We start from the raw sequence: 23,928 nt of genomic DNA on the forward strand, positions 1-23,928 counted from the left end.
GGATATATACCTCCCTGGAATAGTGGAAATTAAATATAAACGCTGTTGCTGTTGGTCTGCCCATGCTGCTCTTCGACTTATGACATTCAGTCAGTTACGGCTCCAATCCCCATATTTTGGTACTTCCCTGATACCCGGTTACCTTGTTCCAAGCGGTAAAGGCCGTCTTGGTAGCGTCATAGGAATAGTCATTACTTTGATCGAAATTGCTCCAATTATTTTTGGAAAAGCGTGCCTGGATCACGCCGGTCTCTGCTCCCGCGGCCAAACTGCCCGCTCCGGACTTGAAGCTGATCTCCAGATACGTGTCTGCTGTACCCTTCGCCGGATTCACTGCGACAAAAGTCCCTTCGATATTGGCCGTACCCATCTGGGCATAATCACACCAGAAGGTCATGTTCTCCGCACCATCCTTGGTGAAATAATATCGGATCTTCACGGTACTGAGATCAATCGCCTGTGTTCCGGTATTCTTCACATTGAACTGCGGGGTCACTGCATTGCTCGAATTCCCGGACCCTCCGCTGCGGTACTGCACTTCGAGTGTACCGGTCGTCACCGGAGGTGCAGAAGGCGTCAGTGCCAGGACATTGGACAGCGTCTGTCCGTTCGCATTCACTGCTGCAATCCGGTAATTGTACGTGGTACCATTCACGGCTGTCGTATCGGCGTAAGTCAGCACGGACAATCCGGTTGCCACATCCGCATATGCCCCGCCTGCCGCCGAACGTTGCACCTTATAGCTAGTAGCACCCGAAGCTGCTGTCCAGGTCAAGACTGACTGCGCATTGCCAGCCACTCCACTTAAAGTCAGTGCTCCCGGCACCGTCGTTGCTGCTTGCGGCGTAGCCGACACCTGTACAGAACCCGGTGATTCCCCGGCAGCATTCACGGCGGTCAACACATAATAATAAGCCTTCCCGTTCGTCAGTCCCGTGTTCGTATAGGTCAATCCACTGACACCGGTCGCGACAGATGTATACGGTCCTCCACTCACCTCAGAACGTTTCACCGTATATGATTCGGCCCCGGATGCAGCAGCCCAGGTCAAGCTAACCTGATTGCTACCTGCCACAGCCTGCACACCAGCAGGTGCGCCCGGAACCGTGACCGGTGTAACACTAGGCTCCTGCCCATACACCTTCACCCCTGCATCATAGACTGGAAGGTATACGCTCTTCACAGGATTGCCTGTAGTCAACGTCTGGAACGAATGATCATTGCTTGCATTCCATGCGCCCTGCGGGCCTGTAATACGAAACTGCACTTCTTTACGATAGTTCCCCTCTCCACCCGGATAGATCTTCGTATTACCGAAGTTCGCCGTAATGGCATAGATATGCTGGGCTGCATTCACCACAACCGGTTGGGATACCATCGCCCCCTCTGTATAGGAGGTTGTAACTTGCACGTCTGATACAGTACGTCCAGCAGCATATACCTCGCTCAAATCAAGGAAATACTTAAAGGACAGTTGATCTCCCATACGGGCAGACCAAGCGGAACGATTATTAAGCTGTGCCCTGATTTCCGTATAATTGGAACCGGATGATTTAACAGCAGCCTCTACAAAGAACTCATCACCCTTCACCTCAGGTGCAGGGAAGTTCGCAAGGGGCTGATGATTCTGACCAAATAGCAGATTCATTTTGGCCAGCGCACCAGTGAATCCGGCGTTATAGTCCGTTGCCACCTCATTGCTCACATAATCCCCGATATCATCGGTATACCCATCCGATGCATCTGGGCCACCTACCATGGCACCATACAGAATATGGCGGTGATTCGTCGGGACATCCTCATTGTTCACCCAAGATCCGTGAGCGGTCCGGTGATGTGGATGCTGGGGTGCATTTTGCCCGTATCCCACCACATAACTGCTCTGACGTGGATTATCGCCCAGAATGTAGTTCATTTGTGAGACGGAAAAATCCTGATATCTTGCTTTTTTCACAGGGTCACTAACCCAGTCGGAATAGACAAACGAGATAAAAGATGCATTGGCGGCATACCGGAGCGAGCCCCACTGATCCAGCCACGCCAGACCTCCTGGTGTGTATCTGACTCTCTGTCCATTGGTTCCGACAGACCAATAATCCAGGTTACGCTCGGTAGATTGAATAAAGCTTGCAGCTTCCGGCATGTTCAGACTGGACGTAATACGCGCCAGCAAAATCTGGGCACCGTAGTTTTTGGTATCCCAGCCTTGTGTCCAGGTATATGGCCAATTGGCGGCACCTCCACTGGAAGACCACTGATTGGTGGCCGCAATGGCTTTGGACAAGTAAGCGCTATCATTAGTGGCTAAATAAAGCCATGCCCCACCCCATGCCAGCTCATCATAATATCCGGACCACGAGTTATAGAACGATTGTGCATCAGTAATACAATCGGAGTATTTCCCCCGGTAAGTATCAGCAAAGTGATACAGTTCCTTCGCATGTTGAAGCAACTTCGCAGCATACACAGGATCATCATCGGCAAATACAATCGAAGCAGCTGCCAGTGATGCCGCAGTTTCTCCCGCCAGGTCACTGCCCGGACAGGAAGCATCAATCTTAAAGGCCGGTCGGTTCATCTGCATCACTTCAGCCGGGCCCCACCAGGCGTGATCCGTATTCCCGGCTCCGACTTGTCCCCATAATTCATTTGGTTTCGTATGCGCTTTCATAAAATAGTCTGTGGCCCACTTGATATTATCCTTAATCTCCTCCAGTTGCCCTGCCTGCTCATATCCTTCGCGGTATTCCACGACGGACCAGGCTAGCATGGTAGCAGAATACGCCATCGGTAATCCGAATTTCACATGATCTCCGGCATCATACCATCCCCCGGTCAGATCAACACCTACATCAGCCCCATCCTGCATGCCCGAATTGCCACGCCATTCGACTCGATTGTTCGCTGGTAATGGACCCGAACGCTGCGCCTCATAGAAATAGATGGCCTTTTGCAGTGCTTCAGCATAGTTCTGGTTTCCGGCGGCCGCATCCGCCTTACGAAGTCCAGTACCCATCGATAAACTGCCTGCTAGTAGTCCTGCCGATAACGCAATCATAGCGACTCGTCTCCACCAGCTCCCCTTCATGTTCAACTATTCATCTCCTCTTCATGAATGTTCCGTATGCATTACTCTGGACTGCGAATGGTATCCGCTCCTCCCCATGGTGTAACTCCGCGTAACTTCCACCATTAATTACCATTATAGTCTTTTGTTTAACTTGCAATATAAGCGTTGGTGACTTCTAAAATAACATTGTTGTGACCTGCTCGGCATCATGCGACAAAAAAAGCTGCTTCTCTGACGCATATGCGTGTTAGAGAAACAGCTTCTTATCATTGCTATAACCAGCACCACAAACCAAATGGCATTTCTGACCATCCAGCCTGTGCATCCCTGCACATCACCATGTGTCAGGACATCTCATTGGTTACACTTTGAATTTGTTAATTTGCTCCTGCAGTTCTTCAGCCATCTTGGATAAAGAACCTGCGGATGATGCAATCTCTTCCATCGAAGCCAGCTGCTGTTGGGTTGCGGCAGATACATTATGCACCCCGCCTGCTGCTTCTCCGGCAATGTTGGAGATCTGACTCACATATCCTACAACCTCAGTTGTACTCGCCGACATTTCCTCTGAACCTGCAGATACTTCCTGAATCTCACCCGCTACTTTGTTGACCGCATCCGAGATCTGTTCGAATGCTTGTCCTGCCGCAGTAACCATCTCGATTCCGGCTTCCGTCTCACTGCTGTTCACTTTAACAGCCTCAACAGCATGATCCGTATCTTTCTGAATCAATTGTACGAGATCCGTAATTCTTTGCGCAGAAGTGGAGGATTCCTCAGCCAGCTTCCGTACTTCTCCCGCAACGACGGCGAAACCACGTCCATGCTCTCCCGCTCGTGCGGCTTCAATGGCTGCATTCAGTGCAAGCAGATTGGTCTGCCGGGCAATGTTGTTGATCACTTCGGTAATCGTGCCAATCTCTGCTGAACGTTCCCCCAGCCCTGTAACCAGCTCTGTCAGCGAAGCAATGGAGTTTCGAACAGAACCCATCTGTTCCACCGCTTGTTGAATAATCATGTTTCCTTCAGAAGATTGATTCGCCGCATCTACAGCCGATACCGATACACTCTGAGCAAGCTCGGCAATCTGTTCTGATCCGAGAGCCATCTCATTCATCGCCTGTGAAGAACGCTTCACAATATCAACCTGATCTGACGTGCCCACAGCCAGTTCCTCAACCGTTTCTGAAATCTGTTCCGAGGCTTGAGTATTTTGCTCTGCACTTGCAAGAAGCTCTTCCGATGAAGCCGCTACCTGCTCAGAGGTTACTGATACCGATTCAATCATCGAGCGCAAATTGCCACTCATGGTATTGAAAGAAGCCGCCAGCGTTCCTAGTTCATCCCTGTTCTTCAGTACAATTGTCTCACCCGTCAGATCACCATTGGCAATAGCCATGGCTGCTTCATTCATTTTTTTGATTGGACGTGAGATGATGCTTGCAATGAAGAATGCAATGAATACAGCAACCAGGAATGCAAAAATCGTCACTGCCAGAATTACATTAAATGTATTCTCTGCTAATACAACAGACTCATTCGTTGCCGCGTCCGATCCTGCATTGCTCAAGTTAATCAACTGGGCAAGTGTGTCGTTAGCTGTGTACCACATTGGATAAGCCTCGGTATGAAGGCTGCTTGCTCCCGCATAGTCGTTGTCCAGACCCAATTCGATGAATGCAGGCATTTTTTCCAGATAGGCATCATAATTCGCACTGAAGTTCTCATTGTACATCTTAAGTGCTGCTTCATTGCCTGTAAGGTACGTTTGCAGTTGTACTCTTTCATCTTCAATCTTGGTGAGGAGTAGCTGTAACGCTTCATTTAACTTAACGTTTTCGTCTTCGTCCTGTTCAACGATAATCGCCAGCGCCAAACGCTCTACATCCGAAACATCACCATTCATCATCCCCAGCAGGCTTACACTCGGCATCCAGGTCTGATCCACTTCATTCGCTTTGCCTGACATATTATGGATCTGTATTAACGCATAACCACTTACAATAATCAACAATGCCACGACTATGAGAAAACCAGTCAGTAACTTGCCTCGAATCGTTAACTTCAATTTCCCCAACATATTCCCCCGCGTGTCTTCCATGTTTCCCACTCCTCAAAATAATACATATACATATAAATAGTATATCGACACCTATCGTCATGAATTGTAGATGTTAGAATTCTATTTCTATAAATTTCATGTAACTCCGCATATAACGCAAAAGAAGCCTCACATCTTTGGCAGAACCAGAGATAAGAGACTTCTTTATTGAACAAAACCATCACGTTTTCGCCACACATTACGTTCAGACGCTAACGAAAAACACGTCGGTGTATGTTAATGAAGAAGTTGGGAATCGACTTGGTGTAATTGCGGGTCGTAATCAAAATTACACTGATTAGACTGCCCAGAAGGAATCCGCCCAGAATATCTCCAGGATAATGCACACCTACATATACACGAGATACCCCTGTCAACACAGCAAGTAACAGCATCCATAACCCGAAGCGGCGTCCAATGAAGAATGAAGCAGCCGCAAGGGCAAATACAAAGGAAGCATGTTTACTTGGAAAAGAAGGATCGGGTACATGGGCTACCAGCTGATGTACTGGCCCTTCCACAAAAGGCCTCGGATGGCCCACTGCTGGTGATATGCCCCATTTGGCCAGGACTAGCGCTACAATGGACGCTACACAGGCATAGAAAACAATTCGCTGTTTCGATGGATCGCCGAGAAACCATACAATAACGAGCAGTGCGATCATGATCCAGACCGCATACTCGGAAGATGTAATCATAAACCAGTCCAGAAACGGAATTCGGTCTGCAAACTGATTGATCCAATTAAATATGGATTGATTCATAAGTAGCTTTTAATACCTCCATTACACAAAACAAGATTATTTTTTACATAATAAATATACACTAACTATTTGTCAAACAATCCACCTCTCGACCGAAGTTACGAAATCAAAGAGGACATTTTGCTTTCTTTTTGTTAAACTAGTTTGGGTTACATATCAGTTCAATCATAGAAAGGTGAAGATTATGCTTAAAAAATGGTTATGGGGTACAGCCCTGACCCTGGCACTTGCTGTCACAGGTGTCGTTGTATATTACGGATATTCGATTGTTCATTTTGCCAATAGCATCTCAACTGCTTCCGGGACTTCATCCGATTCTTCCTCTTCGGGCACAGGCAGCGATTCAGACACTCCAACGACAACGATTCCCAGATGGGAAGGCCAGGAACGGGTAAACATACTATTGCTTGGTGGAGACTCCAGAGGTGATGATGCAGGACGTTCAGACTCGGTCATGGTCGCTTCCATTGATCCGGTCACCAAGAAAGCCCACCTGTTCTCCGTACTGCGTGATACCTATGTCGCCATTCCCGGGCATGGCAAGAGCAGGCTCAATGCAGCCTTTTCCTACGGCGGTGCGGAGCTGACCAAACAAACCGTCAGTGATCTGCTCGGCATTCCCATTCAGCATTATGTCTACACAGACTTCACAGGTTTCATGGCTCTCGTTGATGCGGTAGGCGGTATTGAGATTGATGTGGAGAAAGACATGTATTACACCAGTAAAGCGGATAAACATATGTACGACATTGATTTGAAAAAAGGATTGCAACATATGGACGGCAAGACCGCCCTTCAATATGTTCGGTTCCGGCATGATGCCACCTCGGATTTTACGCGTACCGAACGGCAGCGGATCTTCATGACCGAGCTGGCCAAGAAGATGCAGAGCACCACGTCGCTCTTCAAAATCCCGGATATCCTGGAAGCCATCGCTCCCTACATTGAGACGGATCTTAGTCCAACACAAATGTTAAAACTCGCATCACTAGGCTTCGATATCCATGTGAACGATATCGATCAGCAGCAGATTCCACCGAACAAGCTGCTCACCAATGAACTGGTCGGCTCAGCTCAGGTACTGGGTGTTGATGTAACCAAACTCCAGTCCTATATTCAGAAACTGTTTGAAGAAGATGTCACGTCCTCCGAGACTCCATCATCAGAAGAGCAGAACTAAAACAAGCATGAATTATATCAACAGAAAAGACGGCCGAAGCCGTCTTTTTTTGTACCTATTTTCTCCATTTAATGCAGCCTTAATGTTTAACAGGTACCCTTATATGATGAACTCCGGTTCCTGGAGGGAGGATTACATGTGAAAAAACCGCGCATAGCGGAATGGACCGAGCTGCGGGGCATTGCCTTTCTGGCGATCGTCATGCAGCATAATATTGCTGAGTATATCTATCGTGCCGATATTGAGCAGCCGGATTCCATTATGCTGACTATGATTTATCATCTGACCCGATTCGGTACGCCAACGTTTGTATTTCTATCAGGTGTAATGCTGTTTTACCATCACCGTAATACCAAACCGGAATATCCTCGCTTCATTCGAAAGCGATTTGGCGATATCTATATGCCGTTTGTCGTATGGACACTCATCTACTGGCTTGCTGTCCGTATCTTTACCCCCCAGTTCTGGCTTGCAGGCATACCGGACTTTCGCAGTCTTGTTCGTGAACTGTTTGTCCCGCAGACGGGATATCATCTCTGGTTTGTCATTATGGTGTTTCAGTTCTATATTCTGTTCCCCTTGTTCCTGGCGGGAGCGAAAGCCATTCAGAAGCGTATTCAGAACGCCTCACGTTTCAAGCCCATGCAAGTCATTATGGCGCTAATTCTCTTTGCAGCAGCATTCTATGCTCTGCTTATGAAATGGTCTTACTATAATATGGGTGGCTGGACAGAATCACTTTCTGAGCCCTGGTCCGCGTTGCTACAATATCGATCCTATTCATGGATCATGTACTGGTTCTACTTTTTACTGGGTGCCGTGTGTGCCTGGTCAGTGGATAGCTGGAGGAGTTGGAGCACGAAGATATTGCCATGGACAATCTGTCTGTTTATAGGGATGTACATTTGGCTTGGATACGATGTGCTGCGTGGTTCCGGGGATGTTGTTAATTTGAATATCTCTACTTATTTGAAACCAACCACATTCCTCATCATTATGGCTCAGATGCTCATGTTGTATGGTTTCCTTGTACTGATGCAGGGCAAAGATACACGGTTTCAGCGCCTGTTATCCTGGATTGGCCGCTATTCATTTGGCGGATATCTGGTTCATGCACTGGTGATCTACGCGATCGCTTACGTTACGAGACCGCTTCAACTCGGTGGATGGCATCTGCCTGTAACGTTACTCTCATTCCTTGTAACGGTTGGTATAGCCCTTGCGATCAGTTACACACTATCCAAACTTCCTGGCTCCCGCTTCACGGTAGGGTTGATGCGTAAACCACGTTTAAGCCCAAATTCATCTGCTGCTGCGGACAAAAGAAATTCAACTGAGCGAACTCCATCACCCGGCCACACTCGTAGTCCGGGAACGAGTGAGACATTATAAACCAAGAAGAGCGTCCCCGTTGTGGAGACGCTCTTCTTTATTTTACTTCGGTCGAAGTTGATCTTCCGGGAACAGGCTCTTGGTGACCTGGGGCTGGATGCGCATTGCCCTTCTGATTCACAAACCTCTTCAGATCACCCGTCAATTGTTCCTTCAGCTTGTCCACCAGCTGTGTTTCGCTAATGCCTTTTGCCTGAGCAATCTCAGCCAGGGACTTCCCTTCCTGAAGCTGCTCGTGCAGTTGAGCGGGTGTGACTCCAATAAAACGGGCGATTTCACCCTTATCTACCATGGAACGTTTGCCATGGTGGGCAAACTCACGCCGCAAATCACGAAGCGGGGTATTGATGACCTTTTTCAATTTGGTATCCATGTCTGCCTTGGTAGCTGCTGCTTGTTCCTTGGTGAGACAACCTTCTTCTACGGCTTGATCCAGACGCTGCGCCAATGTAGGCTTCAACTTCTGCAGTAACTGCTCCTCACTAAGTCCTTTACGCTCTTTGGCAATCTGGGACAACGTCTTGCCCAGCTCCATCTGTGCTTTCAGATCCCGAAGACCAATCCCCAGCAGGTCTGCCGTTTCACCGATCATAAACAAACCATGTCCTGCCTGCATGCATGGTTTTGCTTGTTTAGCGGACGAAGAAGCTTTAGATGCATCGTTATGTTCCTCAATCCGAAGTGCTGGATCAGCGAATGCCACATGCCCAGTTCCTGCTGTTATGACTATAGCTGCCAATCCGGCTGCTATCCATGTTTTACATTTCATGTTCATTTTTCTGCCGCCTTTCCGATGTCGAAATCCTATGCCTCCCTAGTTTGAGCCTAAAATCCACTTTTTTATGCCATAAAATACAAAAAGTCATCATTTTTCTCACAATTGATCACAAAAAATCCTATTTTTTTCAGTTTATTTCCGCTATACTGAGTGTAACTTCATGATCTATATCAGTTGAACTACATATTATTTACACTGATATAGTTGAACAGTCCTGGATTACCTTATCGCAGGAAGGACGATATGTAACGATGCGAAGAGAATGGTTAGATCCGTTTAGATCCGATCTGGAGGTCGTGTTTGCTTCAGCGGAACAACTCGTACGGAAATATCCCGAACCCTTGTCAGGATATGCATTGGAACAACTGTATTCGGTTAATCCGCTGTTACGAGATTCAGGACACAGTTACATCGGGTACATCATTCCACTCTGGATGCAACACTCAGACAAACTACCCCAAGAAAAAGCACACCAATTAAGTACAGCCTGCCTCATTCACATGTTATATTTTCTGAATCAGGATGACGTGATGGATGAACAACCTGAGGATGCCACATGGAAATTATCCGTGGGTAATTTATATTACATGGATGCACTTCAATCTTACTCGGAATTATTCGATCCTTCCTCCACATTCTGGATCTATTTCAGACAATATGTAGTGGATTGGGCCGTAAGTGTTACAGGTGAACATTCCATTGATTACTTTCAAAATAATCCCTTGTTGATTGCGCAAAAGGCTGCTCCTCTGCTCATTGGAGCTACGGGTGCACTGCTTCTGCAAAAACAGTCCGACCGGATAATCCCGGTGTGTTCTGGCATCAATATCACACTCATGACACTCCAGATGACCGATGACTTCACAGACACGCAACAAGATGCTGTGCATGGAAACTACAACAGCTACCTCTCCCACATATCCGAAGCACTGAATCACAACTATCCCGCTCATCCTCTTAGCGAACGTATACATGACAATGTATACAATACACAACTCATGAACTCTTACGTAGACATTGCTTATCAATATAATCGTATATTAACATCATCTAACTCAGGTATATCGCATCTTGAGACGTTTAATTCCTATCTATGCAGTACTTTAGTACAAGCTGTTCAGGACATTACACAACGGAAGAAACGGCTCCTCCAAGGCGGGTTTCATCACTGGATCAGCGAGCAACAGTTGGAATCCTGAGCACAAGGATGAAGCTGATTCAGTTTAATTTTAAATATGAAGGGAATGTTGACGATGATGGTATCAGAGAAAACGTTGCATGAGGATATTATTGAAAAGGCTTGGAGTGACGAGCACTTCAGACAACAATTGCACTCCAATCCGAAGCAGGCGCTTCGTGAAGCGTTCGGCATCGTAATTCCGGAGCACATTCAGGTACGTACCGTTGAGGAGCAGCAGAATGACTATGTTCTTGTCATACCTCCCAACCCTTCCAAAGTAAATTATGATGTGAATTGTGGACCTTGGAGAAGTTAAATCGGGTGAGCTAGTCTTGTAATGTAAGAAATCAGGGGTCGGAACAAAAAAAGCGGTTGTATCCTTCTGTGAGTCCGTCATTCGACGAACTCGGTGAAAGATACAACCGCTTCTGTTCCTACCCCTTTGGTGCTTGTAAAGCTAATCTGTCCTTGCATCGCTTCAACAATGCGAAAAGTCACCATCATGCCGAGGCCTGTGCCTTTAATTTTGTTGGAGAAATAAGGCTCGCCCAACCGGGAGAGTGCTTCCTCGTCCATTCCTTCTCCGTTATCCCTGACATGCACCTTAATCATTCCATCCTGCTTATACGCCCAGATATCAATCTGGCCTTGTCCCTGCAGAGCTTCAATACTGTTCTTGATGATATTGATAAAAGCTTGCTTGAACTTCGAGGAATTGCCCCGAATATATAGATCTGGCGGAATGTCGGTGGTGATTTTGCCACCTTCGAGATTAGCCATCGGTACAAGAATACCTTCGATATGATTGAATTCATCCGAGATATTGAGCGAGATAATGTGGTCAAACTCAGGTTTGGCAAAGGTAAGAAAGTCCGTGATGATGCCGGAAGCCCGATCAAGTTCTTCCAGCGCAATTCGAACATACCCCTTATTTTTGTTGTCTTCCTGTTCTGTCATGAGCTGCAGGAACCCTCTTGTCACCTGAAGCGGATTACGTACTTCATGGGCAACGGAAGCAGCCAGTTCGCTAATAATCTCCATTTTTTCAGATCGCTGCAACTCATTGTTGAACAACTCCAGTTCTTTGGAGTACTCTAGCACTTTGGTATGTTTTTCAGCAAAACGACTTCCGAGAATGGCAATCAACGAGATCACAAATGCAACCATCGACCATTTCCACCATAACAGATGATATGAACCACTCCGCTGATAGTACCACAACAATTCAGCCACACTGATCAAGGCAAATGTACCGAATCCTGTCGCAAGCAGCATCGCTTCCCGGTTTCGTTGTAGCGCTTTGGCGATGGTACCAACCAACAGAATTGTCAGCAGGATGACAAGCACCATGCCCACCACACGCTGTACGAGCAGATTGTAGAGGAACTCCCATTGTCCGCCTGAAGTAACATAGATAAATAGAGAGAACACAGCAACAACTGAATATATGAATTGTATTTTTCGTAGTTTGGTGAAGATTCCATGCAGACCTGGCCCGATAATCTGTTCAAAGAAATAACAGAGCGCTGGCATACCCAATAGCATCGCCAGATCAAAGACTACGGAATACAGGTCACCATATACCTGGTAGAACGTATATAAAAATTGCGAGTACGTGATGATCATCGTGCCGATGGAGCCCATCACGATGCATAGCGAGATCCACAATCCCTTGTGGAATTTGCCCAGAAAGAACGTACAACTCAGCATCGTAATCGCTGTGAAGACAAAAGTCGCGCCCAAGATGACATCAATAAGCCCGTTATGGATATATTTCTCCTGTAAAGCGGCATACGGTCCAACTTGAACGGTACCTTGTATGCCCAAACGGCCTTTCTCATTTTGCGACCATACATAGAGCGTGTCACCTGAATTCTCATTGGATAAGGGCAGCAACACAGCATTATTATCATAATTGTAATGGTAGTTCTCGTAGACCTTGCGGTCCTCCAGATAGATCACAATATGATTGCCTTTAATGTTCTCGAATCGAATGGCTGAACTTTCCTCAGTCAATTCAGGGATGGTCAGGCGAGTCCATAAGGAGCTCGATCGATCTGTACTGCTATACTCTAACTTATCGACACCCTGCTTTTCCCATATCTCGTCTGCTCCCTTAACTTCACTGATGAACCCCTGATCGTCAACGTTCCCCCATTTTACTTCCCATCCTGCAATGGATACAGGCTGTTGAACCTCTCCTGTAGTTGCAAAGACTATCCCATGCGGCATACCTAGAATAATCAATACACTCATCCATAAGATGACGATAGCTTTGGGCACATTTTTCATTCACAGCACCTCAAAGTTCTAATTTTCCCTATCTTAGATTCTCTCATCTATCATTCGCCACCGTTTGTCACGTCACCTTCTTGAGATAAAATGAAATTCACATTTAAGTCGATTTATAGTTTTATTTCCATTTTATTGTTAAAATCATTCAATCAATCACGCAGATCTTCGAACTGATTCTCTATCATTTCACGTTCCTTCTGTTCAACTTGACTGCGGAATTCAAGCCACTGCTCTGTTTCTTCATCATCATAGATGGTCCATATATCAGAAAAAAGGAAATCCCGCAGCTGGACAACTTGCCCGGACCATATACCGCCTACCCAAAACAACCCATCCGGACGACGGATGACGGTACGGGAGAACCCGGGTGTGGACGCCTTTTGCCCGATACGGATGCGTGTGATCATATTGCCCAGTGTGAACCAGTCCACTTGAAATCCCTCCCTTACATATTCATACTTCATCATAACATAGGCAAAAGAGGAAAAGCTGTAAAAACGGTAGCTGCGATTCAATCCGTTGCTTCGGGTGTAATGGTTTCTCAAAGCAAACACACACCCTAAGGAGATGATTCCAATGAATGAGCCACATCGTACGGTTGAGGTGGAACATAAGGATGTTCAGCATAAATCAGATTCAAGTATGGTCGCTTCCACATTTATTAAATATGCCGCGTACATCATTATCTTTTTTGGATTCTTATACTTCTTGGTCAAGTATGTATTCCCCAAATTCTAAGGCATTCATATCGTAGCAAACACCCGGGGATAATAACCTGTGCAAGATTACAACGTTAGCGCTTTGGGTAACTACGGGGTAAGAAGCTTTTGAGAAACCGAGATGAAAGGAAGTGCTACTCATGTCTGACAAACCGATCAGTAACGAAGAGAGCGACCGCTATTATGACCGTTATCAGAGGTCCCGCGATATTCCACCAGAGACGGAAGTTCCAGAAGGCGATATGGATACCTTTGATGAAGTTTCGGGTAGACGAATTGTAACGGAAGATTCGGATCTGGCACCCGTAGCCGCAACCGCTGTGGACGAGCCGGAATTGGATTCACGTTTGGCTGAGACACCGCTGGAATCTGTACCGGATGCAGATCTTCTGCAACCCAACAGTCCGGTTGATCCTGCTGCACCCGATCCGGATGCATTGCATGGTACCGATCTGCTCAATGGCGCTGGTGCGGATGCCAAGCCGGAGAACGACATTCCACCGCGACGCTAACGGCTGTGATGACATCCTGAACGAGGAGGTGCATACACGATGAAGGAAGATCATCAAAAGCATGTACATGAACCGGATAATCTCGTGACCGAACGGGATATTGATCCAGACTTTGGACTCTTCACTGAGGACTCCTTCCCCGAAGCACTTGAGGATGAGGATCAACGCGATGCGGTTGAGCATGCCATTCCTAAAGAGAAGGCTTCCCGTAAGCCCTCTTCGGACAACCAATCAATATAGATCCGTATAGACCTAAAAAAGATGACGTCTGTAACAACAGCGTCATCTTTTTCGTTATCTTTAGTTCACTTTCTATTCCCAATTCAGCTTCACCGCTTAGCGGAAACCTTGCCTGCTCCAGGCAGTTTATGATCCAACCCCGACCACTTCGCTACAATCGCAGTGATTAACAGCGCAATTCCATTAATGATAAAAATCCAGCGAATCGGCAGCCAGCCACCGAGAACACCACCAATGATTGGCCCCGCCATCGTGCCGATCTGGGCAGCGGACTGATTCAAACTAAAGGCTCTACCTCTAAAACTAGATGCAGTAGCCTGCACAATCATGGCGTTAATTGCCGGAAATACAGCCGCGAAGAATAAACCATATACAAATCGCAAAATACCAAATCCGATATAACCTGTTGTAAAGAACTGCAGAAGATTCCCTACTGCCCCACCAACCAGTCCAATGATCAGAACTTTACCGTATCCAATCCTTGAACCAATCTTGCCCCAACGCGGTGCCATAATAACTGTTGCTACACCTACCGCCGAGAAAATGATACCCGAGCTGAGTGAGGCGCGATCAGGCTGAACGCCCATTTCCATCACGTAGACCGTCAATAGTGGCTCCAGAATCATGACGGAGAACGTACATATGCCCATCATGCCCAGCACTGTCATAAACAAACGATTCGCTCTCGCTTCACGAATGTCATCCATGACATGGGAACGCGCTTTGTTCCGGTTGAAGTTCTCTTCTTTTACCCAAAAGGTTGCGATGATCGCGGAGACTAACACTACAATAGCCGAAAACAAAAATGCATTCCGGTTCCCATAATAGTGACTCACCACACCACCGATTAACGGTCCAATAATACCACCTGTGGCTCCCGCAGTAGACATGATGCCCAGTGCATACCCTGTCTTCTCTTCAGGTGTATTCGTGCCTACAAGAGCAATCGCTGCTGGAACAAATCCTGCAAGCAGGCCCTGGAACAATCGAACAACAATCAGCGAATACGGGTCCTGCACGAAATAATTAATTAAATATAAGACGGCAAGGCTGTATCCTGACCGGATGAGCATGGGCTTACGCCCGTATTTGTCAGCCAGTGATCCCCAGAACGGCGACACGAGCGCACTCGCAAGAAACGTAATGCCGAAGGCCAGTCCCGCCCATAACTCCAGATGATCACGAACCCCCAGATCGGAACTTAGAAACAGGGGTAGAAATGGAATAGAGATCGAATACGCGGTGCTGCAAAAAAATACACCAATCCATAAAATCACCAGATTGCGCTTCCACGAGAAGTTCATATACCCGCACGCCCTTTCCGTTACTGACGTCGGGACTGCCGTGTATTGGAGCGGACGGAACAGACCCGTCGTCCCCGATGCGGAAGCATTTTCCTTATTTTACACCCATGATTCCACGAAGACCATCCCTTGTTCACCACAACCACACGTATTGCATTGCCATCCTGTCCATAAAAACGGTATGATAGTTGGGTAAATATCCAAATATGATTTGGAGAAAATATATAATGCAGAGATGCAAGGAGGAACGTTTTCATGTCTTTACGGTGGAGAAAAAACACTGTGGTTTCGCTGGTTCTCGCGATGCTGCTTATCGTCATTAGTGGTTGTGGACGCCCTTCCAGTGGCGCTACGGAAACACCGGCTCCTGTTGAACCAACGGGCCCTAATCCGGTAGCTACCATTGAAATGGCGGATGGACAGAAAATCGTCATCGAGCTATATCCGGAAATTGCCCCCAATACGGTGAACAATTTTATTTCACTAGCGAACCAGGGCTTTTATGACGGCCTGATCTTTCACCGGGTCATTCCCGGCTTTATGATTCAGGGTGGTGATCCAGATGGCAACGGTTCAGGAGGCCCTGGATACACGATTAAGGGTGAATTTACATCTAATGGTCACAAAAACCACCTGAATCATACGCGTGGGGTTATCTCCATGGCGCGTACAAATGATTTGGATTCTGCTGGCTCCCAATTCTTCATTATGCTAGCTGACGCGGATTACCTGGATAACGCATATGCCACCTTTGGCAAGGTAACAGAAGGTATGGAAGTCGTTGATGGTATAGCAGCTCAAGAAATAGGTGGAGCTGACAAACCGGTTGCCGATCAAGTCATGAAAAAAGTTACGGTAGATACCCATGGTCTGGAGTATCCAGAGCCGGTAAAAGTGCCTTAATCAGCTGCTTAGCCAAACAGATGAAACCTCATTTTTATATCTCATTAATGAGTTAATGAACTGCTAAACAAATAAAAGCTCTGACCTATGCGAATGTCGCAAGGCAGAGCTTTATTTATTGAATTTAATGATAGCGGTTACATAACTGACTTTATAAAAAAGGACCTCTTCCGGCATCATCCTCAATACATCCATCCCATCAAACGTAACCAGCCGATAATCGCAATCCATAACGGGAAGCTAAAGGCAACGCCCCATGCAAGCCCTTTCAGTAAACTACGGTTTACTTCCACGAACAACGACTCCTTTCTTCAGGGAATAGTCGCAGTATCGGTATTATTATATGATTTTATACCCGTTTTCATTCGTCACGCATACCCCGTTTTCCTGCTTTTGTTCCGCAGATTCATGGAATGAATTCCGGGAACCTGATATACTATGACTACTGTATGATAAATGGAACCTGATTCATGTTTGGAAAGGAGATTTTCCTATGGCAAAATCCAAAAAACGCACTCCTGCACCCAAAGCAGCAGTAGCACAGGATAAACCCACAACACTGAAAGATCTACTTAGCAGTGATGTGTTAGAAAAGCTGAAAGCTCAGGCAGATGAGGCAAAAGCTGCCGAAGCAGCAGTTAAAGAGCAGGAACGTCAGCAAGCAGAAGAAGCTCGCCAAGCGGAGCAAAAGCGCCGGGATAACGACTTCGAATATTTGCTCAATAACAGCACAATAGACTGGAAGAAACATAAGTAAACCAGGGCATGACCTAGGGGTGTCTCCTATCACACATGCCAAAATAATATTACACCAGACAGATCATGAAGATGATCTGCTCCCAGAACAGGGCCGCATTGCGGGCCTGTTCTTTTTGATATAGACACATATTGATTCACCAGTCTTGAGCCGGGTATGTAGAAGTAGAAGGTACAACGATAATCTATACGATGGAGGGATCAGAGATGACAGAACAACGTTTGGAAGGCAAAGTAGCGATTGTAACCGGAGGTGGATCGGGTATTGGTCAGGCTACCGCTATTCGTTTCGCCGAGCACGGAGCCAAAGTGTACATGCTGGATCGTACACCCGAAAATGCAGAGGAAACGAAGCAGACCATTGAAAAGGCTGGCGGAGAAGCGTATGTGATCGAATGTGATATCTCCAAACCGGATAACGTGCAGAAGGCGATCAATCAGGCTGCGGCTGAAGCAGGTAAACTGGATATCATATTTGCGAATGCTGGCATTAACGGAACGATGGCCCCGATTGAAACGATGGAAATCGAGGACTGGGACCAGACGATGGAGATCAATATGCGCGGAACCTTCGCAACCGTCAAATATGCCATCCCCCATCTGAAAGAACATGGCGGCAGTATCATTATTACCAGTTCCATCAATGGTAACCGGGTCTTCTCAGGTATCGGGTTCTCTGCATACGCTTCCAGCAAAGCGGGACAAACTGCGTTTACCAAGATGGCTGCACTGGAGCTGGCTCGTTATAAGATCCGTGTAAACGCCGTCTGCCCAGGTGCCATCGATACCAACATTGATGATAATACCTATCCGTCAGATGATCTGAAAGAAGTACAGATTCCCGTTGAATTCCCTGAAGGTCATGAACATCCGCTTAAGGGCGAACCCGGAACGTCGAAGCAAGTGGCGAACCTCGTTCTGTTCCTCGCTTCCGATGAAGCCTCTCATGTTACAGGTACACGAATCTACGTGGATGGTGCGGAATCTCTGCTCCGTGGATAAAAATATAAATAAGCGTTGGCCCAATTCAGGGACAACGCCCAAACATCCCGCAAGCGATCTGAGTTGGTCAGATTACTGCGAGATGTTTTATTTCTAAAGGATCATGATACGAAGCAGGCGCAAGTACAAGGATCACCACTATACCGAGGAGCTTTTACCTTTTTTCACACGATGATTCAAACGGTCTGGGATGGCGAAAAGCACAATGTACATCAGCGAGAACAAGACCAGCGCCAGTATCTCTTCCCCAAGGATATACACGGGATAAGGACCTAGCATATCCAGCACCGAGGGTGTACTCGGCTTGTATCTCAAGAACATGTAATTCGCATCAAGCAAGACATCCACAACGTATACAATGAGTGCCGCTACATTAACAAAGATCATCGAACCCGCCACAGATCTCCAGCTAGGTCGCAGTTGTTCCACCCACGTCATGTAGAGTAAAGCCAAAATGATACAGGCATGAGCGACGAAAAATTGAATTAATCGAAAGTGCGCGTAACCATAACCCAGATTAGGCGTCAGAATCGCCATAAGGGCTCCTGCGATGCCTGCAAATAACAGTGCAGAATGTAACCAACGACTGCGTGTGAGTAATAATACCCCCGATAATAACAAAGACAAACTGCATAGTTCGAGTGGCAGAGACGTCTGCAGGCTCCATATCCCTCCATACACATACCAGAGTTGCAGCACGATTTCACAGGCAAACATGATACAGGCTAGAACAATCCGCAGTGTGCGGCGTGCCCTCTCTGACCATGACCGAAGATGGTGTCGAAGCAAAAACATCAGGAGAATCAATACTGTAATTAAGCTAATGGAAACGATATGTGAAGTGGAGAACAGAATAAACGGCTCTGCATCATAAGGGTCCAGCCATGGTGGATACGCCATACATCTCTTCTCTCCTTTGCGATCATCTCACCAACATTATCTCTCTTTAATGTTAACTTTTTCATTTTGCCACTGAATGAAAGAGCTGTCCAGTTGGAATTCTAAATAAGGATTGTTATTTAAATATCTTTATGTTAAGATAATTTCAGAACCAAAACAAACGAAAAGTTAGTAACTTTCTTAACCGAAATAAAATATATCGTACTCAAAACCTAACTAGGAGGAATTATTATGCAAATCAAAGGACTTCACCACGTATCTGCCCTAACAGCACACGCCGATCAGAACTATCGTTTCTATACCAATATCATGGGTCTGCGCTTGATCAAGAAAACAGTCAACCAGGACGATGTGTCCGTCTACCATCTCTTCTATGGCGATGAGAAAGGTAATCCGGGTACCGAGCTTACCTTCTTCGAAATTCCGATGGCAGGACAGACTCGTGAAGGCGTGAACAGCATTTCAGCAACGTCACTGCGTGTGCCAAGTGATGCGGCACTTACGTACTGGCAGCAGCGTTTTGACGAATTCGAAGTTGATCATGGAGAGATTGTTGAACGCGGTGGTCGTGCCACGCTCTCATTCACGGACTTTGAAGGACAACGTTTGATTCTGGTTTCGGATGAAAAAAATACAGGTGTCGCTGGTGGTAAACCATGGGATCAGAGCCCTGTGCCTGCCGAGTATGGCATTGTAGGTCTTGGCCCCATCCATCTCACGGTACAAGACGCCTCCCTCACTGCACCGGTTCTCACCGAACTGCTTGGTTTCAGAGCAAAAGGAAGTTACCCTGCCTTTACTCCAGGTCAACCTGATGTACTCGTTTTTGAATCCGGTGAAGGTGGCAGTGGCTCCGAGGTGCATGTTGAAGAACGTAACGATCTTGCACAAGAACGCCCTGGACGTGGCAGCGTGCACCATGTTGCGTTCCGTGTGGACAATGAGGAAGAACTGAGACAATGGGTGGAACGTGTTCATAACTTCCAATTCCCAAGCTCCGGTTTTGTAGACCGCTTCTACTTCCGCTCCCTGTATTTCCGTGAAGCGAACGGTATTCTGTTCGAGCTGGCAACCGATGGTCCGGGATTTGATACAGACGAAGAATTGGCACATCTGGGAGAATCACTTGCCTTGCCGCCATTCCTCGAAGGTCGCCGTGCCGAGATTGAAGCTAATCTTAAACCGCTAGACACCGTCATCCGTTAATTTCACATGACCAACGTGGTTTAAACTGAATAAACATAAAAACGATTATCACAATGTGTGTGATGGACTTGATCCAGCAACATCATCGTTGATAATCGTTTTTTTACGTCTATTTTATTTAACCAAATACGATGTTGTAAGCGGCACAAACAGCGATGAACCTGGATCTTCTGAAACAATCTCAACAAAAACAGCTTCAGTGCCTGATACATCCACGTCCAGGCTTACCAAGCCGCTTCCCGGCGCTAAACTTAGCTTTTTGAGAACCGTATTGTCCTGGTTAATTACCTGTATCTCCTGATTACCTTGAAGAGCGGCCAGTTCCAGATGCAGGGAAGAATACGTTTTGCCCGTCATGATCTGGAAGTCGTTCCCTTGCTTCACGGAATCCGTATGCAGATATACATCTTTATAATCCTTGCCTTTGTAAGTGGTCTCCGCAGGATCTTTAGTATGCCATGCGGATGTCCCAAGTACAGATGTTCCGAGTGAACTGAGCGTAAGTTTATCGGTTTCAGATGGCGAGGAACCATTATTCCCACCAATCAACACCGAAGAGGTTGCACTGTCATAAGTGATCTCTGTCCCAAGTAATGAACCCACCGCACGCACAGGTAAATAAGTCGTCCCATTGTACGTGATGGGCAACACTGTTTTACCATTTGCATCTTTGGCTGTCACCTTAGCACCATTCATTTTCAGCGTAATCTTGCTGTTCAAATAAGCTTTAATTGGTTCCAGCCCTGTTGCTGCGAGTGCACCTGTCCCGATTCCAAGCGCTAATGTGCCTACCATTAAACCCAGTACAACCTTCTTCTTCATCAAAATCCCTCCTGAACGTTAAATGAGTTGTCCTTTATACATTTAAACGACTAAAGTGATCATGTCAATTATTCCCTGCATTTTTAGTACACATTTCCTATGTCTGGGCAGCACAAAACGAGGCTGTATGTCACGATTTTTTTCAGCCTCGTCCTTTTCCCCATTGTCCGCAAAGGCAGAAAGGAGATATTCTGTTCAACTGTTCACTAAATCTCAATCAAAGGATTCATAATATTCTTCTTCATATATTTCCATGCTGTACTTCAGATCTGCGGCCTTCCATTCGCCATCTTGATACGCATAAGCAAATGTCAGATCACCAGCGTATAGACCCAAACCATAAGATCCTGCTGCTGATACGACAAGCTTACCATCCTCCACACTGTAATACGTCACTCCACCGAATCCCAACTCTTCGTTATATTCGCCACCACTTGTGTCTTCCTCGATCCGTGAAGGCTCTGCTTGAACGCCATCAACGGTGACATCAACATCCACACGGTCTGATCTAACCGTAACTTTCGACTGCACATGCTGCTTCACGATCTCATCGAGAGATTGCATCTTCATCTCTTCCAGCGTCACCGGATTAATAATACGTGCTTGTCCCAAATAAATACCTGTTCCATGACCTTCCGTGTACAGAACAACAATCTCTTTCTGTCCGTCTCCGTTCAGATCCAGCTCGTGTACTTCGGGCTTGTAAGACCCGCCTTCTCCTTGCCAATCACTAAATTCTCGTGTCTTGCCGTCCACTTCCAAAATCATTCCGTTATATATATATCCTGAACCCTCAACTTTCATAGGGTATAATCTAATATTCTCATTTTCCGAAGCAACTGAAACGTACTGCTCTTTAACGGAAATAGACTCTTTAATTGTATTCGCTGCGTCATGCATTTTATCTATATTGGAAGCCTCGACCACTTCGGTCTGGCTGGATTGATCATCTATGTTAAGCTGTTTTTGCGATTCATTCATGGTTCTGGCAGCTGAAGTTGTACTAATCGTAGCTACCGCCAAAATAATCATCAGCAGGATACCTGTCCAAGTTTTCAATATACTGGGCTCCTTCTTCTGTTGTGATAATCCTATTATATCTTCATTTATCGCCTGCAAGTTGCGAATTTGTTAATCTTTCAAAAAAAATCTTTACATATTTCTCTTTTCACGAAAGAACGTTCGGCTTTAACCAGAATAAGCAAATTCTCAAGGCAACATTATTTTTAAAAAGCAAAAAAAATTCCGAACACAGCTTAAGGCTGCATCCGGAATGCTTTGGTTTTGTCCATTAATCGATCTGTTAACTGTCTGAGTTCTTCAGCCGAAGAGGAAATCTCCTCCATGATGGCTGTCTCTTCGTGTGCGGCATCCATGATTCGCCTTGCCTCATCCGAGAACGATCCGGCTTTCCCCTGGATCTTCTTCACATGACCATGCGTTTGCTCCACGCGGCCTGTCTGTTCTGCAATCTTGGAACCGATATCATGTGCACCCTTCATAAATACTTCCACCGTACCTGTCAGTTCATGCAGCGTCTGATCCACAGAGATCGTCCGTTCGGATTCATTAACCACCAGTCCATGCTGCTCATGAGACAGTTGGGCTGTCTCCCTGATCCGTTGCTGCACACGACTAATCAACTCATTAATACGGTGTACCGATTCCTTACTTTCGTCTGCCAGCTTGCGGATCTGCTGCGCCACGACTGCAAAACCAGAACCTTCTTCGCCAGCTCGTGCAGCCTCAATGGAAGCATTCAGGGCAAGCAGCCCTGTTTCCTCAGCAATATTTTTGACAGACTGGGTAATTACCTCGATATCGGAGGCTTCCTTCTCCAGCAACAGCATAATGTCACGAGAACGATTGTGAGACTCGGCCAGCTCGTCCATTCCTTTCATCAGGGATGAGAAGGTCTGTTTCGTATGATCCACCGATCGTTCCATCTGACCAGACATCTCTGTCATGCCCATCGACTGGCTATGCATACGCTGGAAGTCGTTCAACATCTCATCCGCAGTAATCAGAGACTGATGAGAAGTAACTTTCTGTTCTTCTACTCCCACCGCAATATGATCCACCGCTTCCGACATCATCTCGATCTGCTCAGCAGCTTGCGTAATCGCTTCACTAAGCGACTGGGCGTTCTGTGATGTTGTACGTGTACTGTCTGCGATATCGTTTACAATACTTCTGAGATTAGAAACCATTACGCGAAAAGCATCATATAATACAGTAAGTTCATCCTGCGCACGTCGCTGTGGAATCTCGGTTGTCAAATCCCCGGATGAAACTTGTTGTGCCGCACGAGAAAGCTGAACAATTGGACGAGTTAGCCAGCGAGAGGCGAACCATCCGAGAATCCCGTTCCAACACACCCCCATAACAAGGATGATGGAGATATACAACCAGCTTGGCATGTTAAATGAGAGCCAGTCCTGGAGGAAAAATATAAAAAAGCCGCTAGTTCCGTACGTAATAATTGAGATCAGTACCAAACCCGCGACTGTCTTTGCGCCTAAAGTCCATTTCATGTTTACACCCCGTAGTCCTTTTTTCCTATTTTACCAATCATGTACTAAATATCATGTGACATACATCACTGAAACCGTTCTATCCACTCCCTGCTTATGGTTCATGCATGACTTCTCTACCATATAGTGCATAATGAATAAGACAAGCTTTTCAGCCCCCTTTAATGATGAACTACGTGTAAAATAAATCCTTAATTTAAATTATTATCGGCAAATTAGGCGAAATGATTTAGCTTGGCATCCATTTTGCTTAAATGATATACTGAGTGC

At 46.4% G+C, this 23,928-nt stretch carries 22 protein-coding genes; 11 read left to right on the forward strand and 11 right to left on the reverse strand.

Annotated elements, in window-relative coordinates; translation table 11 throughout:
* Window positions 1-94: 94 nt before the first annotated feature.
* The 3 genes from HF638_RS11185 to HF638_RS11195 form a co-directional block, all read right to left on the reverse strand.
* Window positions 95-3,016, reverse strand: coding sequence for a glycoside hydrolase family 9 protein (locus tag HF638_RS11185; protein ID WP_481856153.1), 2,922 nt, complete (start codon window positions 3,014-3,016; stop codon window positions 95-97).
* A 415-nt stretch (window positions 3,017-3,431) separates the two neighbouring features.
* On the reverse strand, window positions 3,432-5,171 hold the full coding sequence (locus HF638_RS11190; RefSeq protein WP_248278110.1) for a methyl-accepting chemotaxis protein: 1,740 nt from the start codon (window positions 5,169-5,171) through the stop codon (window positions 3,432-3,434).
* A gap of 212 nt (window positions 5,172-5,383) precedes the next feature.
* On the reverse strand, window positions 5,384-5,935 hold the full coding sequence (locus HF638_RS11195; RefSeq protein ID WP_169480264.1) for an undecaprenyl-diphosphatase: 552 nt from the start codon (window positions 5,933-5,935) through the stop codon (window positions 5,384-5,386).
* 184 nt (window positions 5,936-6,119) lie between these two features.
* On the opposite strand from HF638_RS11195, the gene HF638_RS11200 reads away from it, so the two are divergent.
* A complete protein-coding gene (locus tag HF638_RS11200) occupies window positions 6,120-7,115 on the forward strand; it encodes an LCP family protein (protein WP_169480265.1) in 996 nt (331 codons plus the stop codon).
* Window positions 7,116-7,253: 138 nt separating this feature from the next.
* On the forward strand, window positions 7,254-8,507 hold the full coding sequence (locus HF638_RS11205; RefSeq protein ID WP_169480266.1) for an acyltransferase family protein: 1,254 nt from the start codon (window positions 7,254-7,256) through the stop codon (window positions 8,505-8,507).
* Between the two features lie 37 nt (window positions 8,508-8,544).
* Here HF638_RS11205 and HF638_RS11210 read toward each other — a convergent pair whose 3' ends face one another.
* Window positions 8,545-9,282 carry a hypothetical protein gene (locus HF638_RS11210; protein WP_169480267.1) on the reverse strand — a complete coding sequence of 246 codons (738 nt, stop codon included), beginning with the start codon at window positions 9,280-9,282 and terminating at the stop codon, window positions 8,545-8,547.
* A 254-nt stretch (window positions 9,283-9,536) separates the two neighbouring features.
* On the opposite strand from HF638_RS11210, the gene HF638_RS11215 reads away from it, so the two are divergent.
* Both HF638_RS11215 and HF638_RS11220 read left to right on the forward strand, forming a co-directional pair.
* Window positions 9,537-10,484 (forward strand): hypothetical protein, encoded by a 948-nt coding sequence (locus HF638_RS11215; RefSeq protein ID WP_169480268.1) that lies wholly within the window; start codon window positions 9,537-9,539, stop codon window positions 10,482-10,484.
* Between the two features lie 54 nt (window positions 10,485-10,538).
* Window positions 10,539-10,781, forward strand: coding sequence for an NHLP leader peptide family RiPP precursor (locus HF638_RS11220; protein WP_211175595.1), 243 nt, complete (start codon window positions 10,539-10,541; stop codon window positions 10,779-10,781).
* Window positions 10,782-10,858: 77 nt separating this feature from the next.
* On the opposite strand, the gene HF638_RS11225 is transcribed toward HF638_RS11220, so the two are convergent.
* Window positions 10,859-12,757 (reverse strand): sensor histidine kinase, encoded by a 1,899-nt coding sequence (locus HF638_RS11225; RefSeq protein ID WP_169480269.1) that lies wholly within the window; start codon window positions 12,755-12,757, stop codon window positions 10,859-10,861.
* A 152-nt stretch (window positions 12,758-12,909) separates the two neighbouring features.
* Entirely contained in the window at window positions 12,910-13,191 is a 282-nt protein-coding gene (locus tag HF638_RS11230; protein ID WP_062832955.1) for a hypothetical protein, read from the reverse strand.
* Between the two features lie 145 nt (window positions 13,192-13,336).
* Between HF638_RS11230 and HF638_RS11235 the strand changes: the two genes are divergently transcribed.
* The 3 genes from HF638_RS11235 (at window position 13,337) to HF638_RS11245 (ending at window position 14,231) form a co-directional block, all read left to right on the forward strand.
* Window positions 13,337-13,498, forward strand: coding sequence for a hypothetical protein (locus HF638_RS11235; RefSeq protein ID WP_017690239.1), 162 nt, complete (start codon window positions 13,337-13,339; stop codon window positions 13,496-13,498).
* 121 nt (window positions 13,499-13,619) lie between these two features.
* A complete protein-coding gene (locus tag HF638_RS11240; RefSeq protein WP_145146336.1) occupies window positions 13,620-13,991 on the forward strand; it encodes a hypothetical protein in 372 nt (123 codons plus the stop codon).
* Between the two features lie 39 nt (window positions 13,992-14,030).
* The gene (locus tag HF638_RS11245) at window positions 14,031-14,231 is read left to right on the forward strand and encodes a hypothetical protein (RefSeq protein WP_169480081.1); all 201 of its coding nucleotides are present in this window, start codon (window positions 14,031-14,033) and stop codon (window positions 14,229-14,231) included.
* A gap of 89 nt (window positions 14,232-14,320) precedes the next feature.
* Here HF638_RS11245 and HF638_RS11250 read toward each other — a convergent pair whose 3' ends face one another.
* Complete coding sequence (locus HF638_RS11250; protein WP_481856154.1) at window positions 14,321-15,598, reverse strand: MFS transporter; 1,278 nt, start codon at window positions 15,596-15,598, stop codon at window positions 14,321-14,323.
* Between the two features lie 192 nt (window positions 15,599-15,790).
* Here HF638_RS11250 and HF638_RS11255 point away from each other — a divergent pair, with 192 nt between their 5' ends.
* The 3 genes from HF638_RS11255 to HF638_RS11265 all read left to right on the forward strand — a co-directional run bounded on the left by HF638_RS11255 (window position 15,791) and on the right by HF638_RS11265 (window position 18,196).
* A complete protein-coding gene (locus HF638_RS11255) occupies window positions 15,791-16,438 on the forward strand; it encodes a peptidylprolyl isomerase (RefSeq protein WP_211175596.1) in 648 nt (215 codons plus the stop codon).
* A 493-nt stretch (window positions 16,439-16,931) separates the two neighbouring features.
* A complete protein-coding gene (locus HF638_RS11260) occupies window positions 16,932-17,195 on the forward strand; it encodes a YqkE family protein (RefSeq protein WP_169480271.1) in 264 nt (87 codons plus the stop codon).
* 206 nt (window positions 17,196-17,401) lie between these two features.
* A complete protein-coding gene (locus HF638_RS11265) occupies window positions 17,402-18,196 on the forward strand; it encodes an SDR family oxidoreductase (protein ID WP_036612094.1) in 795 nt (264 codons plus the stop codon).
* Between the two features lie 138 nt (window positions 18,197-18,334).
* On the opposite strand, the gene HF638_RS11270 is transcribed toward HF638_RS11265, so the two are convergent.
* The gene (locus tag HF638_RS11270; protein WP_169480272.1) at window positions 18,335-19,096 is read right to left on the reverse strand and encodes a YwaF family protein; all 762 of its coding nucleotides are present in this window, start codon (window positions 19,094-19,096) and stop codon (window positions 18,335-18,337) included.
* A gap of 231 nt (window positions 19,097-19,327) precedes the next feature.
* Between HF638_RS11270 and HF638_RS11275 the strand changes: the two genes are divergently transcribed.
* A complete protein-coding gene (locus HF638_RS11275; protein ID WP_169480273.1) occupies window positions 19,328-20,302 on the forward strand; it encodes a ring-cleaving dioxygenase in 975 nt (324 codons plus the stop codon).
* Between the two features lie 114 nt (window positions 20,303-20,416).
* On the opposite strand, the gene HF638_RS11280 is transcribed toward HF638_RS11275, so the two are convergent.
* From HF638_RS11280 to HF638_RS11290, 3 genes are all read right to left on the reverse strand, one after another.
* Window positions 20,417-21,124 (reverse strand): stalk domain-containing protein, encoded by a 708-nt coding sequence (locus HF638_RS11280; protein WP_169480274.1) that lies wholly within the window; start codon window positions 21,122-21,124, stop codon window positions 20,417-20,419.
* A gap of 213 nt (window positions 21,125-21,337) precedes the next feature.
* Window positions 21,338-22,183, reverse strand: coding sequence for a hypothetical protein (locus HF638_RS11285; RefSeq protein ID WP_169480275.1), 846 nt, complete (start codon window positions 22,181-22,183; stop codon window positions 21,338-21,340).
* A gap of 197 nt (window positions 22,184-22,380) precedes the next feature.
* Complete coding sequence (locus HF638_RS11290) at window positions 22,381-23,658, reverse strand: methyl-accepting chemotaxis protein (RefSeq protein ID WP_062832946.1); 1,278 nt, start codon at window positions 23,656-23,658, stop codon at window positions 22,381-22,383.
* Window positions 23,659-23,928: the final 270 nt, after the last annotated feature.

This window comes from Paenibacillus sp. SZ31 (genome assembly GCF_012912005.1).
Classification (GTDB): Bacteria; Bacillota; Bacilli; order Paenibacillales; family Paenibacillaceae; genus Paenibacillus.

What these genes read in the sequence shown, in the direction of transcription:
- HF638_RS11185 (WP_481856153.1), bottom strand. Translation starts at nt 3,016, where the DNA reads ATGGGTACTGGACTTCGTAAGGCGGATGCGGCCGCCGGAAACCAGAAC.
- HF638_RS11190 (WP_248278110.1), bottom strand. Translation starts at nt 5,171, where the DNA reads ATGGAAGACACGCGGGGGAATATGTTGGGGAAATTGAAGTTAACGATT.
- HF638_RS11195 (WP_169480264.1), bottom strand. Translation starts at nt 5,935, where the DNA reads ATGAATCAATCCATATTTAATTGGATCAATCAGTTTGCAGACCGAATT.
- HF638_RS11200 (WP_169480265.1), top strand. Translation starts at nt 6,120, where the DNA reads ATGCTTAAAAAATGGTTATGGGGTACAGCCCTGACCCTGGCACTTGCT.
- HF638_RS11210 (WP_169480267.1), bottom strand. Translation starts at nt 9,282, where the DNA reads ATGAACATGAAATGTAAAACATGGATAGCAGCCGGATTGGCAGCTATA.
- HF638_RS11215 (WP_169480268.1), top strand. Translation starts at nt 9,537, where the DNA reads ATGCGAAGAGAATGGTTAGATCCGTTTAGATCCGATCTGGAGGTCGTG.
- HF638_RS11220 (WP_211175595.1), top strand. Translation starts at nt 10,539, where the DNA reads ATGATGGTATCAGAGAAAACGTTGCATGAGGATATTATTGAAAAGGCT.
- HF638_RS11225 (WP_169480269.1), bottom strand. Translation starts at nt 12,757, where the DNA reads ATGAAAAATGTGCCCAAAGCTATCGTCATCTTATGGATGAGTGTATTG.
- HF638_RS11235 (WP_017690239.1), top strand. Translation starts at nt 13,337, where the DNA reads ATGAATGAGCCACATCGTACGGTTGAGGTGGAACATAAGGATGTTCAG.
- HF638_RS11240 (WP_145146336.1), top strand. Translation starts at nt 13,620, where the DNA reads ATGTCTGACAAACCGATCAGTAACGAAGAGAGCGACCGCTATTATGAC.
- HF638_RS11245 (WP_169480081.1), top strand. Translation starts at nt 14,031, where the DNA reads ATGAAGGAAGATCATCAAAAGCATGTACATGAACCGGATAATCTCGTG.
- HF638_RS11255 (WP_211175596.1), top strand. Translation starts at nt 15,791, where the DNA reads ATGTCTTTACGGTGGAGAAAAAACACTGTGGTTTCGCTGGTTCTCGCG.
- HF638_RS11260 (WP_169480271.1), top strand. Translation starts at nt 16,932, where the DNA reads ATGGCAAAATCCAAAAAACGCACTCCTGCACCCAAAGCAGCAGTAGCA.
- HF638_RS11265 (WP_036612094.1), top strand. Translation starts at nt 17,402, where the DNA reads ATGACAGAACAACGTTTGGAAGGCAAAGTAGCGATTGTAACCGGAGGT.
- HF638_RS11270 (WP_169480272.1), bottom strand. Translation starts at nt 19,096, where the DNA reads ATGGCGTATCCACCATGGCTGGACCCTTATGATGCAGAGCCGTTTATT.
- HF638_RS11275 (WP_169480273.1), top strand. Translation starts at nt 19,328, where the DNA reads ATGCAAATCAAAGGACTTCACCACGTATCTGCCCTAACAGCACACGCC.
- HF638_RS11280 (WP_169480274.1), bottom strand. Translation starts at nt 21,124, where the DNA reads ATGAAGAAGAAGGTTGTACTGGGTTTAATGGTAGGCACATTAGCGCTT.
- HF638_RS11290 (WP_062832946.1), bottom strand. Translation starts at nt 23,658, where the DNA reads ATGAAATGGACTTTAGGCGCAAAGACAGTCGCGGGTTTGGTACTGATC.